A 15,376-nucleotide genomic window follows, 5' to 3' on the forward strand; every position below is an offset into this window, starting at 1 on the left:
TCGCCTGAATTCCATATACAAAAGTTCTTTTAATTCTATTACTATCTGTTCGTTCTCCATTTTCACCTAATCTCTTTCTTCCCAGTAATCATAAGCATCGTCATACCCCTCATCGTAATCTCCATCCCCAAATTCTTCTGCGAAATCATCTGCATTATCATATTCTTCGGCATCATACGGATCATAATTTTTTTCTGAAGATAAACATTTCTTTGATTTTTTGTATTTAATATCTGAGAGCTAAGAATAGCAGGGACAGGCAGTGTATATACACTGCCGGGCATTCGCCTCAAAAGCGGGACCCTCCCCACTTTTGGAATCTTCGCTTCGCTCGATTTTATGAAAACATAAAGGAGATTTTTATATGGCAAACAGAAAAAGAGATGTACAGATACTGCTCTGGGTTACTCCGGAGGAAAAGAAGATGATCCGCAAGAGGATGATTCTATCCAAGACCTCTAACATGAGCGTGTATCTGCGTAAGATGGCGATTGATGGCATGATTGTCAATACAGATACCACTTATTTGAAAGCAATGTATCAGGAAATGCACAAGATTGGTGTGAACATCAACCAGCTTGCCAAAGTTGCAAACACCGTAGGTACTGCCACACCGCAAGATATAGAAGAGCTGAAAGAAATGGTGAAAAAGATATGGCTTACATTAAGATCTTTCCAATCAAATCTACAGTGAAAAAGGCTGTGGCCTATATCACGAATCCAGATAAGACGGATGAACAAAAACTCGTCTCTTCGTTTGGCTGTTCTCCGGAAACTGCAGATCTGGAATTTGCCATGACAGCAGAAATGGGAAAAAATAATGTCATGGAAAAGGGGGATAACCTTACCTGGCACATGATCATCTCCTATCATCCCAATGACCTCACCGATCCCAAACTTGCCCATGAGGTCAGCACCAAAATCGCAGATTCTGTTCTGAAGGGAAAATATGAATATGTGCTTACCACGCATACAGATAAAAAACATATTCACAGCCACTTGATTTTTAATGCCACCAGCTTTACAGATTATCATAAGTATGTTTCCAACAAGCGCACCTACCACAAACTCTGCCAGATCAGTAACCGCATCTGCAAAGAACATGGGCTGTCTACTTCTATGCCAACTTCTGAAGCCGGACGTTCCTATAAAGAAGATATGGAATATAAGCGAGGACAGAGCTGGAAGGCAAAACTAAAATATCAGATTGACCGTGCCATCTGGACATCGGTGACTTACGATGAATTTCTTTTGAAGATGAAAGAAGCCGGTTATGAAACTCGTCAGGGAAAGTACCTGGCGTTCCGTGCGCCAGGAGCTGTCAACTTTATCAATGTGAAGACACTGGGAACCTATTATGCAGATGATCATTTACTGGTTCGTCTTAAAAAAAATCGTTGCAAGGCTCGTACTCCGCAGAAAAAAATTAACCGTGTCCGGCTTTTTGTCGAAATGACCACTTACCTGTCCGATCATAATAAAGCAGGATTTGAACACTGGGCAAAGTTGAATAATCTGAAAGAAACTGCCCGGACTTTCAACTATCTATCTGAACATAATCTACTGAATTATGAAGATTTTAAAAATCATGTAGCTGATTCCGCTGATGCAATTCAAGCTACAGAATCCAAAATACAGTCTCTGAATAAACAGCTGGATGCACAACGGCTGCTCCAAAAACGCTGTGATGTTTACCGCCATTGCAGAACTGTTTTACTTGCTGAAAAAGATGCTCCAGATAAAAAAGCATATCAGAAACAACATCAGGCAGAGTACCAGCTGCATGATACTACCCTTCAGGAATTATCTGATCTTGGGATAAAGAAACTGCCCTCACAGGAAAAATTGCAGAAGCAGCTTCAGCAACTGGAAACAGAACTGGCAGCTACCCAGAAAGAACTCACGCAGCTTCAAGCTAATCAGCGAACCCTGCATATTGTGCAAAGCAACTTTTCTGCTATGCTCCAGGACACCGATATTCTTCCAGAATTATCCTCTGAAAATCCGGAGCAATCCATTTAAGCAAAAAAATAAGAGGATACCTGTACTCGATTTTCTCAAGTTTGGTATCCTCTCATCTATCTACCTTTCGGCCTTCACGTCAGCTCAACCCCTTTCTGTGGATTATCTTTTCCCGACTTCTGACCAAGTTTTTCTTTGTTCTCTTTCAGACGATCATGGATGGATTTCTTTTTTTCTCCTACTGATCTATCGGAGCTTTTTACAGTAACGGCTTCTGACTGTACCTCTTTATGATTAGCTGCTGACTCTTTCTCATTTATTTCTGTAGCTATATCAGGAGATTTTTCCACCAGCCCACAATATTCATACAGGTAAGGTAAGATATGTTCCTGGACATCTCGCTGATCTTCGATTCCTTTCATATGTTCAATGATATCGCCCTCACCGGTACCCAGCATGATCTTTCCTGTTACCTTGTGAATCTCTGAATCTATAGAACAAAGCACCATATATCCAACCGAATACAAGTCATCCCATTTATCACTTGCCTGATTTTCCTTCAAAAAAGTCTGATCCAATGCTCCAAGTTTTTCGTTTGCTTCTTTAAACGGCAAATACTTTCCAGTTTCCATTTCTCTGTATTCACTAAATACAATTTTTACCATTGGCTCTAAATCCTTTTTTTCAGGAATGGAATAATCGTTGATTCTCTGCAAAAGAACCTGTGCCTTTGTACTTAGTTCATCACTTTCGTCCATCACATCTTTTAAAAATCCGGAATATTCTTTTTTCCCACGTCCTGCATACAGATCATATTCTACTTCTTTGACCAGTGTTTCCTTATCATCAACGTTATCCCGGAACTCATAAGTATCAAAGTCTTCTGCCAGGTCTACCAGCGCATAAGCGATTGCTTCCGCTGTCATATGCTCCGGATAAATATCCTGCTTTTCCTGGGCTGTCATAAAATATTTGAAGTCCGGGAACCGCTCTCTAAGCTCCTGTATTGCTTCCAGAACCAATGGATGCTCACGGTAATATGAAATTGAATCAATGTTATCCGCATAAATCGTATGCCCTTTTATTAAGGTCATCGGACCATCCAGATAATCCGGAAGGAATGAATCGTGTAACTCAAATCCCATTCCATTTCCCATATAGCTTAATCTCGGATCTGCCAAGATCTGCTTATATCTGTCCGTGACCTGTTCAACGGTAAGCCCGTCAAAATAATTTCCCATAGACGGAAACTCCTCACATACAGCTGCAAAGAATGTGATAGTTGCTCCCGTTTTCTGCTGATAGCTTTCTGCTGCTTTTCTGATTTCTTCTCTCCGCTCTTTCTCTCCAAATCCGTTGTTCAACACATTATCAACCATATTATAATTCTGCTCCTCCAGTTCTTCCACTTTTGTCAGTGGCTTATATTCTTCTTTTTGCGGTATTTCTGATTCCTTCTCCGGCAAAACTTTTTCAAAATTAATGAACTGATCCAACTCTTTAAAACTGATACTGTCAACAAAATATGCCTTCAGATTTCCTTCTTCATTTACAACGATAATATCTCCCACTGACATAGAATGCCCTGTAAAATCTCTTGGCCTGTCGATATTGAATCGCTCATACAGCCCGTCCAGTGAATCACTTGGAAGCATTTCTGCGCTGTAAACAAGATTATAATCTTCTTTATGAATCGTAATATTATGATCCATGATGTAGTTCATATTCATAAAAGCATACGTCTCTGCAAAAGAGCCTTCCTTAAACTGGTAAATGCCATAGCGATGCTCATTTCCAAGTAACAGCCTTGCTTCTTTTAATGACTGCAACTGCGGATGATTCTCCATCTCAGTTTCCAAATCCTGTAACAATGTCTGCTCATATACTGACAGCTGAAAATGATCAGCCCCTCTCTCAATTTCCATCCGTTCGCTTGCCGCTATCAGCTGTGAAAATGGTGTAATGAGATAAATCGTTGCACCTGCATCATAATATTTTAAAGCAATACCTTTATCAATCACTGTCATAGGATCATGCAATGGCTCAATATCTTCTGTATAAACTGGTTCATCTTCTTCCAAAGCATCCCATACTCTTTTTTCGACACCGAAAAGCCCTTCATGCTCCTGAATCATTTCTCTACTGGCGTACTCGCTCTTTGTTCCATCTGTTTGAAGGCAATAGATTTTCAGTCCTCGCATGTGCAAATCCAATGCTGCTTCTTTGCTAAGCGGATACATATCGTCAGCCAGATATCCATATCCATGCAACGCACTCATCGTTACTTCGGAATCCGGATAAATCTCCATTTCCTTTCTGGCATCATCCATAAGCTGTACAATTCGTTCCTGATCTGATTGGTCATTTGCCCCAGCAATACTCCATATCAGATTACGGACTTTCAACTCATCCCCCACCATCTGAGCATACTCATAGATCTGATTGATCTGTTCTTGTGAAAATCCTTTTTCGCTGAAGCCTGCCAGATCAATCTGCTTTTGAGTCAGATCCTGCATTTCGTTTTCTTCTCTTGTATTATAATTTCTTAATGCCATTTGTATTTCCTCCATATCAAAAGAACCGGCAGTTTTCTTCCACCGGTTCCAGTTATTTTTCTCTATTGTCAACTACGATCAATATCATTTCCCTTTGCTGGTTTATCATGATCATGTTCCTGTTGACCTTTTTGTTTTATTGCATTCAGTTTATCGTGAATGCTCTGCTTTCCGCTGTTCTCAGGCTCTTCGGAACTTCCCTGCTCGTCCATATTTAAGAGTGCATTTAACTCTGACAGACGTTCCATCATCTGATTCAGCTCCTTCTCTTTTGGAAATGGCTTTACCACTTCCTGTTTTGCATTTTCCAGCTGTTCTTTTACTGTTTCTAGTTTCTGCTCCGCATCTGCCAGTTTCTTCGGATAACTTTCCAATAAATTGTTAATACGGGCAATGTTTCCAAGTGGATCTGAACCTAATGGAAGCGAAGATACTGCTGTGTGTTTCACTGAAAGAATAAATTCTTTATTCCAGCTGTCGAAACGTGCCATCATATGGAAGCCTTGATAATTTCCCACGTCCTTTGCCTCATTTACAGACTGAATCTGCTTACAGACAGCCAGCAATGCCGCACCTGCTTCTTTCTTTTCTGTAAATATTTTTCCACCAATTTCCATCTCAAATGCCTCCGGATCTGTGATCTTATGTGCTTCATAGTGTGCAATGTCTTCCCGATATCCCTCGATAATCTCCGTCAGCTTCGCTATCTTCTGTGGAAGATTTCTGGAAATATCCGCTTCCATGCGGTACACGTTATTCAGGTGGTTTGCTTTCAACAGTTTCAGTTTTGCCACTTCCACATCCAGTGACATTTTTTCTTTTACAGCCGGATTACCGGTTGCAAGTGCTTTTACCTCAGCATAAGAGAGTGCTGCTTCATCCACATCCTCGCAGCTTCTGACCGGTGCTTTACTGGTCATGATCTGAGAAATGAACTTCTGCTTATTCTCAATCAGCTGCCACATATAGCTGTCGAATGTTGATTCTGTTACATACCGAAAAATTTTTACCTTCTTGTTATGGTTTCCCTGACGGATGATACGGCCTTCTCGCTGCTCCAGATCTGATGGCTTCCACCCAACATCCAAATGATGAAGTGCAATCAGACGATCCTGCACATTGGTACCGGCTCCCATCTTTGCTGTGGAACCTAATAAAAAACGAACCTGTCCAGCTTTTACTTTGCTAAACAGCTCCGCTTTCTTTGTTTCTGTATTGGCATCATGAATAAATGCAATTTCTTTTTCTGGAACACCTTTCTCCAACAGCTTCTGCTTCAGATCGTCATACACATTAAATGTCCCATCCCCCTTTGGTGTGCTGAGATCGCAGAAAATCAACTGGGCTGATTTCTGACTGGCTGTTTCCTGCCAGATCTGAAAACTCTTTTCAGCACAGATAGTTACTTTGCTTTCTGGATTATCCGGTAAAAGATCACTCACCAGACGCTGATCCAGTGCTAGCTTACGTCCGTCATTTGTGATCTTCAGCATATTGTCAACCGATGGGTCTACAAATCCATTTCTAACCTTTTCTGCACGCTCTGCAAGGCTTTTCACTATATCCCGCTGATAATCCGATGGTTTCAATACAACCGTTTCATATTCCGCTTCCGGTACTGGGAGCTTCAGTTGATCGGCTGTTTTAATATCCGCAATCTCTTTAAACATGCTCATCAATTCCGGGATATTATAGAATCTGGAAAATCTGGACTTCGCCCGGTATCCGCTTCCTTCCGGTGATAATTCAATACTGGTAATCACTTCACCAAATGTAGAAGCCCAGGCATCAAATAATCCAAGCCCCATGTTCTGCAGCTTGTTATACTGCAGGTATCTCTGCATCACATAAAGCTCCGTCATACTGTTGCTGATCGGTGTGCCCGTAGCAAATGTAATGCCTTTGCCACCGGTAATCTCATCCAGGTACTGACACTTATTGAACATATCCGCAGACTTCTGTGCCTCATTCTGTGCGATACCAGCAACGTTCCGCATTTTTGTATAAAGAAAAGCATTCTTGTAGCTATGTGCTTCATCTACATATAGATGGTCAACTCCCAGCTCTTCAAATGTAATAACCCTGTCTTTTCTATCTTTCTGATTCAGCTTTTCCAACCGGACTTCCAGAGATTTTCGTGTCTTCTCAATCTGTTTTACGGTATAACGCCCACCATCCTCTTCATTTGCACTTTGAATCGCTATCTTCAGTTCATCTATCTGCCTGCGTATCATCATTTCCTGACGTTCATCTGAAATAGGGATTCTCTCAAACTGAGAATGTCCGATAATCACAGCATCATAATTTCCCATTGCAATCCTGGCGCAGAATTTTTTCCGGTTTGCCGGTTCAAAATCCTTTTTGGTTGCAACCAGAATATTTGCTCCTGGATACAGCTGTAAGAACTCCGCTCCCCACTGCTCGGTAAGATGATTAGGTACTACAAAAAGGCTTTTTTGTGCCAGCCCCAATCGCTTACTCTCCATAGCTGCAGCCACCATTTCATAAGTCTTTCCGGCACCTACTACATGTGCCAGTAATACATTATCACCATACAGCTGATGAGCAACTGCATTTTTCTGGTGTGGCCGCAATTCTATTTCTGGGTTCATGCCAGGAAATGTCAAATGGCTTCCATCATATTCACGGGGACGGATGCTGTTAAAGCGCTCATTATATACCTTTACCAACCTCTCACGGCGATCCTGGTCTTTAAAAATCCAGTCCTGAAAAGCGGCTTTCATGGCGTCCTGCTTCTGTGTTGCAAGCATAGTTTCCTTTTTGTTTAATACTCTAATTTCATTTCCATCATCATCTACTACTTTATCATAAATCCTCACATCTTTCAGATTCAGGGAATCTTCCAATATGCGATAAGCATTTGCCCTCTCAGTTCCATAGGTAGCATAAACCAGTGAATTTGAAGTGCTGTCTGCATTTTTTCCGCTGATTCTCCATTCTCCGCTGACATTGGAATATTGTACTTTAATCCCATTATCCTTTAGCAGATACCACGGGGTATGAAGCAGTTCCTTCATAAAATCCTGATAGTCTTCCGGCTCTATCCAGGTTGCTCCTATCCGCACCTCAATTTCAGAAGCCTCCAGTTCTTTCGGCTGTACCTGTTCCAATGCCCTGACATTGCTCTCATATTCCGGGTGACTTTCAGCAAATGTCTTTGCAATCCGAAGTTTCTCTCTGACATTTCCAGACAGGTACTCATCCCCATTTTCCCACTGGTCTGTCAAAGGATTTTTAAAGATTACTCCTGTCAGTTCTTCTTCTATTTTTTCTTCGGTCTTTCCGGTAATCTGTGCCATATAAGGAAGATCAACCCTTGCCTTTTCGTTCATGGATACCGCAAGTGCCTCACTGGATGTTTCCACGCTTGTCACTGCTACCGCACGTTTAATGGTTCTCTTATAGAACATATCCGCTTTACGCTTCAAGGTTCCATCTTCATTCAGATCTTCCAGAGAACACAGCAGACAGTAAGATGAATCGTCCGAAAATGCCCTTTTATTGGCATTACTTCCAATGACACCATACTTTTCCGTATAAGCATCATAAACTTCATTTAAACGTTTCTGAAGAGCAGCAATGTCCTCATCACTGGAATATTCATCCATCTGCATGGCAATCAATTCTCTTACGGTATCTCTGACACCAATCATTCCTTTTACACGCTCTGCTGTCATTGCCGGCATTTTAACCGGATTCATAAGGGAATTGATCCGATAATAGATCTGATCATCAACCACTGTAAAGCTGTAATTTCTTACGTTCGGATCAGCTGGGATACTTTCTATCATTTCATCCAGTTCTGATTCCCGGTCAAGTGCAGGTGTCATAGTTCCCTGAATATGTCTAATTGCTTCTGACAGCTGAATTTCCAGATCTGCTTCTTCTATCGGTGAACAGGTTGTTTCCATACCATATGGACCTGAAACCTCTTCCATTTTTCCAAGAATCATTTCCGGATGCTCTGCAAAATATTGATTTACCTTTATTCCGTTTGCGTCACTACCAAGCTGAACCCATTCCGGCTCTTCATGGGAAATACTTTCTCTCTTCTGAAAAAACAGGATGTCCGCCGTTACTTCTGTTCCTGCATTGGCTGAAAATGCGGTATTGGGAAGTCTGATTGCCCCAAGCAGTTCTGCCCGCTCAGCAAGATATCTTCTCACTTCCGGTGATGCTTTGTCCATCGTTCCTTTTGTGGTAATCAGTGCAGTTACACCACCCGGTCGAAGTTGATCTAAGGATTTTGCGAGGAAATAATCATGAATAAAGAAATTGTACTTTTCATACTGCCTGTCATTTACTTTATAGGCTCCGAAAGGTACGTTTCCGATTACCACGTCAAAAAAGTCATTCGGGTAATCTGTTTTCTCAAATCCTTTAATCTGGATATTGGCATCTGGATATAACAGACTGGCGATTCTTCCGCTGATGCTGTCCAGTTCGACACCATACAGCTTTGAATTTTCCATTTTCTCTGGAATCATACCAAAGAAATTGCCCACGCCCATTGCAGGCTCAAGAATATTTCCTTTTTCAAATCCCATATTTTCCAGTGCCTGATACATACTCTCAATGACAATGGGCTGTGTATAATGGGCATTCAGGGTAGATGCTCTTGCGGCAGCATATTCTTCCGGTGTTAATACTATCTTCAGTTCCAGATATTCGGTTTCCCAGGCAGGCTTGCTTTCGTCAAAAGCATCTGCCAATCCGCCCCAACCAACATACCGGGATAAAATCTCCTGTTCTTCTGCTGTTGCATGACGGTTTTCACTTTCGCATTTTTTAAGCAACTGAATAGCCATGATGTTTGCACGGAATTTTTCTTTTGCAGTCCCCCGCCCAAGAGCATCGTCTGTAATGTGAAAATTAACCACCTGTATTGGTTCTGATATTTCTGAATCCTCTTGAGCAGGCAATTCGTTTGTCATTGCCTGCTGATCAGGAAATAATGGTTCTTCCGTTTCTGCATCTTCTGGCAATTCAACATCCGGTAACTGGCTCTGAAGCTCCTGCATATCTGCCAACTGCTGTGCCTCTTCTCTTTCCTGATATCTTTCCTCCATTTCTTATCTGTAACAGAAAAAGCCTGTCCAGATAGATTTCTTTTTGAAATCTGATCCAAACAGGCTTACTGTTGACCTTAGTTTTCACTAAGCAAAGATTTTATTGTATTCACACCTAATAACTTACCGCCGGATACTTCCCTTCCTCTTTTTTCTTATCTGAGCTTGAATTTACATCCACTTTCTCAAATAAACAGCTGGCTTTTCTCTTTTATTAGAATTTCGATTTATTTCCAGCTATTATTCCAGCAGTGTGTTTTATTAGACAGCGGCTAATAGGATTCTTTCCGTATTAGCTGATATTCCATTCCATTTCCCCTCTGAAAAAAACAAAAAAGCGGAAATCATATTAGATATTTTTCTAATACATTCCGCTTTTGATAGGACGTCCCGTGCGGGAATCGAACCCACATCTAGTGCTTAGGAGAGCTCCAACCTATTGTCACTCTCTGTCAATCTGAGGTAAGGTAAACCCATATGGGACACTATTAAAAACTGTTTCCGATTCAATTTGAGTTATTCTGAATACCCCCTCTGTCAAGTTCTGTAAAGCTCTGAAAGTTAGCTGATTGTTTGCTCCAGCTAATAATTGGGGAATGCCTTGATATTACCATCGACATCTGTTATATGACCACCATGCTTCGTACGTTCGATCATGGTAAACAGTATTCAATTAAACTTCCTATCGAAAGCACAAGATATTTTCTTGTCTATAAATAATATAACGCATACGAGACGGTTTGTCCATGCGTTTTTGACTGGCAAATTTTATTCAGTAAAAATATCTGTAACCTTTTTGTAACTGAATCTCCATCATTCCATCATCAAATGATGAAGATTCCAATAGATATGATGGAGATAGACTAATTACTTCATCGTCTTCGCCAGTGAATTGAGCAATGCCCGCATCTCTGGATTTGCCAACACTTTTGCCAGAAGTTCCAGATCGACTTCATCAGCAACAGTTGCATTATTATTTTCCTGCTGTACATGCATCTGTGGATCCAGATTCTTTTTCTCATAAAATGCTTCTTCAAAAAGCTCTGCATTTTTCCTTCTGTCATCATCCAGAATATGAGAGTACACATCCGTAACCATATTGACCTGAGCATGACCGGAATCACCCTGTACCGCTTTGATGTCTCCACCATTCAATTTCAGCTTATAAGTAACGCTGCTATGACGAAAACTGTGAAATACAACCGGTGGGAGATTATAGTCCTCGATCAGTTTTTTTAAAGGACCACGGATTGCTCCATCTCCGAGAGGAAGACCAAAGGTACTTGCCATAACCAGGTTATAGTCCATATATTCATCACCAAGAATTTCTTTCATTTCATCTTGCTCAACCTTCCAGTCTACCAACATATTAGCAACACTCTTCGGTAAGAATATTTTACGCACACTGCTTTCTGTCTTCGGTGTTTTCAGAATACGGACCGTAGAATTCTTCTTATGATTTGTCGGAAATACCAACAACACATCATCAAGAGTTTTTCCTGCCATCTGAAGTACTTCTGCGCAATCATCCAGTTTCAGAAGTGCACCTGCTTTTACCAGATCAGTAATCTGGTCATCTGCAAATGCATAGACATCAGCAGCTGCTTCTACGTCAGTTAAAACGGTATCCTTGGCTGTGGATTCAGATTCTACACCGATCTGAATATCGAATGTCTGATCCGGATAAGCTGCCTGGAAATTATCTATCAGTTCCTTTAATAAAGTCTGATCTTCTTCTGCTCCCCATACAGTTAAACTGATTGTTTCATCCTCTGCACTTACCAGTGCTCCAAAGGATACTGCCATTGCTGTTGCCATTACCTGAAGCATTACTTTTTTCACGGATTTCTTCATCATTCTTTCCTCCTGATATTCTTTTCAAGCCGCGCATATGTAATTATTTTACCGTTATAATTACTGTTTTTGTCACGTTGCATTTTAATTTGCGCAATCGTTTGCTCTTTTTAATTGTTTAATTTATATGATTAATGCTCATTAAAAACACAGAAAAAGAGACAGCCCCCAAATTTCGTCGTCTGTCTCTTTCAAAACATTCCAAGCTTAATTTTTTATCTGGTCCATTGCCTCACGAATCAACCCATTAAACTTATTTGCTTCCCATGCAGCCCGTCCAACAAATAATCCGTCAATGGTATCCTGGACAATAAGTTCGGTTGCATTGTCTGAATTTACACTTCCACCATACAGCACAGGAATATCTTTCGCTGCGTCGCCAAATATTTCAATAAGGCAGCATTTTATAATTTTATGCATTTCTCTGGCATATTTCGGAGAAGCTGGTTTTCCATGAACACCAATAGACCATACCGGTTCATAAGCCACCCATATATCTCCAATCATATCTGCTGATACTCCATGAAGCCCTACAATCAACTGTCTACGCAATGTTTCTGCCCCAATTCCATACTCTTTTTCTTCTGCTGTCTCACCAATGCATAACAGTGTTTTCATTCCATGTTTTAATCCGGCAATAACTTTTTTATTTTCTTCAAAACTATCTTCGCCGAATACATGACGTCTTTCGGAATGACCAATCATAACAAGATCTATTCCCAGTTCTTTTAACATAAGTGGAGATATTTCTCCAGTAAACTGTCCTTCGTCTTCCCAACACATATTCTGCGCTCCGAGCCGAATATTTCTCACACATTTAACGGCACTTTCCAATGCTGTAAACGAAGGAATAATAAATAATTCCATTTTCTCTCTACTGATATCAGCCGTAAGTAAATCCAGCTCCTTTAAATACGTCACAGTATCCTGAATATTTTTGTACATTTTAAGATTACTACCAAAATATATTTTTTTCATAAATTATCCTCTTTTCTGGTCGTAATTTACAAAAGAATCAACTTTGGGCTGAGATGCACATCCAGGAATAAATTTCTTTGTTAAGAACTCATCGACCATCATCTCCCTAACCTTTGAGCCAGTAGTAAAAGCTCCCATACATAAAATATTTGCATCATTACTTAATCTTGCTCTCTGAGCTGTATAAACATCGTAGGCCAGTGCCGCATAAGCCCCCTTTACTTTATTTGCCGCCAAAGATACACCAATTCCAGTTCCACAGATTAATATTCCACAGTCATAATTTTTTGCTGCAACCTCCTCAGCCACTTTTATTGCCACATGAGCATAAATAACATCTTCACTTCCAAAATCTGTAATATCTCCATACTGCTTTTTATTGATGTACGCAATTAGTTCTTCTTTCGCTTTCTGCGCATTCGGATCGCATCCTATAGCTATTTTCATTTTTTCCTCCGTAAAATGGAAATGGTTCTCTCATCCATTTTTCAGAGAGAACCATTCATCACATTAATTCAAGTTTCCTCTAAATCTGAATTATCCAGTGATTCATCACTATCGTTCATTTTTAAGCTATAGATTACGTCAGCACTCTTACGTCTATGATCCTGTGCTTTATGGTCAACATTCACATTATAGTATAAATACAGCGTTTCAAGGACAAGATGTTCACCAATACGCCTGGAGACAATATCTTTGGTATCTGTCAGATCTTTCGTTCCCACATACAGCGTATATGTACAGTATCTTTGTAGTGGAGATTTTAATGCAGCTGTAATCCCAATTACTGTAGCACCCTGCTCATAAGCAATCTTTGCTGCATTAACCACTGAACATGATCTGCCTGTATGAGAAACTACAATCACCACATCCCCCTCGCCAGCCGTACCAGCTGCAAAAATTTGAATGTCCTGATCACTGTAAGACATACACAATCTTCCGATCTTAGCCATTTTTAATGAAAATGACTCACACGGAATGATCGCATCTCCGTTTCCGAACATAAACACTCTATTTGCATTCAGGATCGCATCCCCCGCACTTTTGTACTGAGCAGAAATCAGACTCAATGTACTTTCCATTGTTTCCCGATCTGAATCTATAACATTTTGCATTAATTTTTTAAACTGATCTTTCTCATGATCTTCTTCGGATACCTCACAGTATTTGGCGTCGAGGGATTCATTTCGAATTGCATTTCGAAATTCCAGAAATCCGTTATAGTCCATGCGTTTACACAATCTTGTTATGGTAGCACTGCTGCATCCAGATTCTTTTGCAACCATATCCAGCGTCATAAATGGCACCTGGCTAAGATTATCTGTAATAAATAAAGCTGCTGCTTTTTCTCCCTTTGGAAGTGTTGGTATCATAAATTCCAGTTTGTGCTCCAGTACTTCACGTATTTCCATATCTCCTCCTTTAATGACCGTTTTAGCCATTATTTACTATTTTATTATACCGTAAAGGAAGGTTCCGTTCAATTATCAAGAACATATTTAATTCCATAGAAATTGCACATGTATTCCAATTCTTTCGTGTAATCCCCATACACAATTGCATAATGATGTCCAGTTGCATTTCTCAGAAATGAGTCCGGATTTTTCAGAGTTATTCCACATCCTGGCCAACGCGTTCCTCCTGCAAACTGATTATTCGGATCTTCTTCATTATTATTAACACGAAGTGTCGTTTTTGCTACTGCCACATGAAATCTCAGTGTATCATTATTTCCGCCAAGCCGAAGCAGGGTAACCGTTTTATCTCCCTCAAATTCAAATTCAATACAGGCACCTCCGGAATCTCCATTTAAATAAGGCTTAGCCACTGCTTCATCCGGAACAAGTCGCGGAATCGGCCATAAACGATAGCCTCTGCTGTTTGCCATAGATACAGGTCCGGAACCACAGTTAAAGAAATTTATAACTCCTTCTTCTACATTCAGTCTGGAAATATCTGCAAACATTACCGATTCGTGAGCCAACTCTTTCAAAATATACATGGAGATCCCTGCCGGAATATCACCTTCACAAGCTGCTATTGTTGAATCCTCTTCATTAAGAAGCGCAGTTGCCAGACACGCACCATAACTGTAACCGTAACATTTATTTACCAGTTCTGGCATACATTTGGTAGCAAACATATCCACATCGTAGAGTTGTTGGAATCGTTTATATGCCAGATATAGTCTCATCTGTGATACTATTGCATCTGGATTAATCTTTTCACCGTTTGCAAGATTCCAATTTACCTGTTTACAGTTTTTAATAAATTTTTCAGCCAGACATTTTGCTTCTTCTTCATCAATATTTTCCAGTTCTTTAAATATTTCAACATGGTCATACTGTGGAAAATCAATACCAAAAACTTTTTTCCAGTTAAATTCATTTACCTGCGTCTGGTACATCATCATACACTTACCGCCAATAAGCGCGATATTTCTGCCACGAAGATTATTTTTTGCCCAAGCTGCATTTAATGCAGCTTTAATATCCGCAGCCCGTTCCTTATCATCAATTTTTCCGTACAAATAAACAAACGGTAGTTTCATCTCCTCCAGCACATATCTGATCTGTACAGAAACTCCAAGAGATCCATTTGCGATCTCATCGCAAAGACCATATACGATTGCCGGTTTTCCGTTAATTTCATTAATTGCCGTTGTTACAATAGATGTATACATCCATGAACCAATGACAAAGAGAAACATATCGCAGTCTGCTTTTTCCATCTCAATAGTGGTTTTCTGCACATCATCATAGTCAAATAACGGTTCATCTGGAATCATACTCTCCATGTCTGGATCCTGTCCGAAAGTATTTTTTGCCACATCTACATACTTCCATATATTCCCTTGGTACTGATTAATTTTTCCAATGGGAATAATTCCCAGTTTGGGTTTTGCATGATAATTATGTTTTCCCATTTTTTGCCTCC

General features: G+C 40.3%; 9 protein-coding genes. 2 read left to right on the forward strand and 7 right to left on the reverse strand.

The window, feature by feature from the left end; genetic code table 11:
• Nucleotides 1-364 precede the first annotated feature (364 nt).
• Both ABHC48_RS15755 and ABHC48_RS15760 read left to right on the forward strand, forming a co-directional pair.
• Nucleotides 365-694, forward strand: coding sequence for a MobC family plasmid mobilization relaxosome protein (locus ABHC48_RS15755; protein ID WP_147598859.1), 330 nt, complete (start codon nucleotides 365-367; stop codon nucleotides 692-694).
• A complete protein-coding gene (locus ABHC48_RS15760; RefSeq protein ID WP_195700319.1) occupies nucleotides 655-2,022 on the forward strand; it encodes a relaxase/mobilization nuclease domain-containing protein in 1,368 nt (455 codons plus the stop codon). The genes ABHC48_RS15755 and ABHC48_RS15760 overlap by 40 nt, the downstream gene beginning before the upstream one ends.
• Nucleotides 2,023-2,096: 74 nt before the next feature.
• Here ABHC48_RS15760 and ABHC48_RS15765 read toward each other — a convergent pair whose 3' ends face one another.
• The 7 genes from ABHC48_RS15765 to ABHC48_RS15795 all read right to left on the reverse strand — a co-directional run bounded on the left by ABHC48_RS15765 (nucleotide 2,097) and on the right by ABHC48_RS15795 (nucleotide 15,365).
• Complete coding sequence (locus ABHC48_RS15765; RefSeq protein ID WP_195700320.1) at nucleotides 2,097-4,517, reverse strand: YodL domain-containing protein; 2,421 nt, start codon at nucleotides 4,515-4,517, stop codon at nucleotides 2,097-2,099.
• A 68-nt stretch (nucleotides 4,518-4,585) separates the two neighbouring features.
• A complete protein-coding gene (locus ABHC48_RS15770; RefSeq protein ID WP_243284595.1) occupies nucleotides 4,586-9,607 on the reverse strand; it encodes a DEAD/DEAH box helicase family protein in 5,022 nt (1,673 codons plus the stop codon).
• A gap of 867 nt (nucleotides 9,608-10,474) precedes the next feature.
• On the reverse strand, nucleotides 10,475-11,464 hold the full coding sequence (locus tag ABHC48_RS15775) for a site-specific integrase (protein ID WP_148463720.1): 990 nt from the start codon (nucleotides 11,462-11,464) through the stop codon (nucleotides 10,475-10,477).
• A gap of 204 nt (nucleotides 11,465-11,668) precedes the next feature.
• Nucleotides 11,669-12,439, reverse strand: coding sequence for a triose-phosphate isomerase (gene tpiA / locus ABHC48_RS15780; protein WP_148463719.1), 771 nt, complete (start codon nucleotides 12,437-12,439; stop codon nucleotides 11,669-11,671).
• Between the two features lie 3 nt (nucleotides 12,440-12,442).
• Nucleotides 12,443-12,886: an RpiB/LacA/LacB family sugar-phosphate isomerase gene (locus ABHC48_RS15785; protein ID WP_148463718.1), complete on the reverse strand. Its 444-nt coding sequence runs from the start codon at nucleotides 12,884-12,886 to the stop codon at nucleotides 12,443-12,445.
• A gap of 68 nt (nucleotides 12,887-12,954) precedes the next feature.
• The gene (locus tag ABHC48_RS15790) at nucleotides 12,955-13,851 is read right to left on the reverse strand and encodes a MurR/RpiR family transcriptional regulator (RefSeq protein WP_178090778.1); all 897 of its coding nucleotides are present in this window, start codon (nucleotides 13,849-13,851) and stop codon (nucleotides 12,955-12,957) included.
• Nucleotides 13,852-13,919: 68 nt separating this feature from the next.
• Entirely contained in the window at nucleotides 13,920-15,365 is a 1,446-nt protein-coding gene (locus ABHC48_RS15795) for a hypothetical protein (RefSeq protein WP_148463716.1), read from the reverse strand.
• Nucleotides 15,366-15,376 lie beyond the last annotated feature (11 nt).

The sequence above is a fragment of the Ruminococcus sp. 1001136sp1 genome (assembly GCF_039841815.1).
GTDB lineage: Bacteria > Bacillota > Clostridia > Lachnospirales > Lachnospiraceae > Blautia_A > Blautia_A faecis.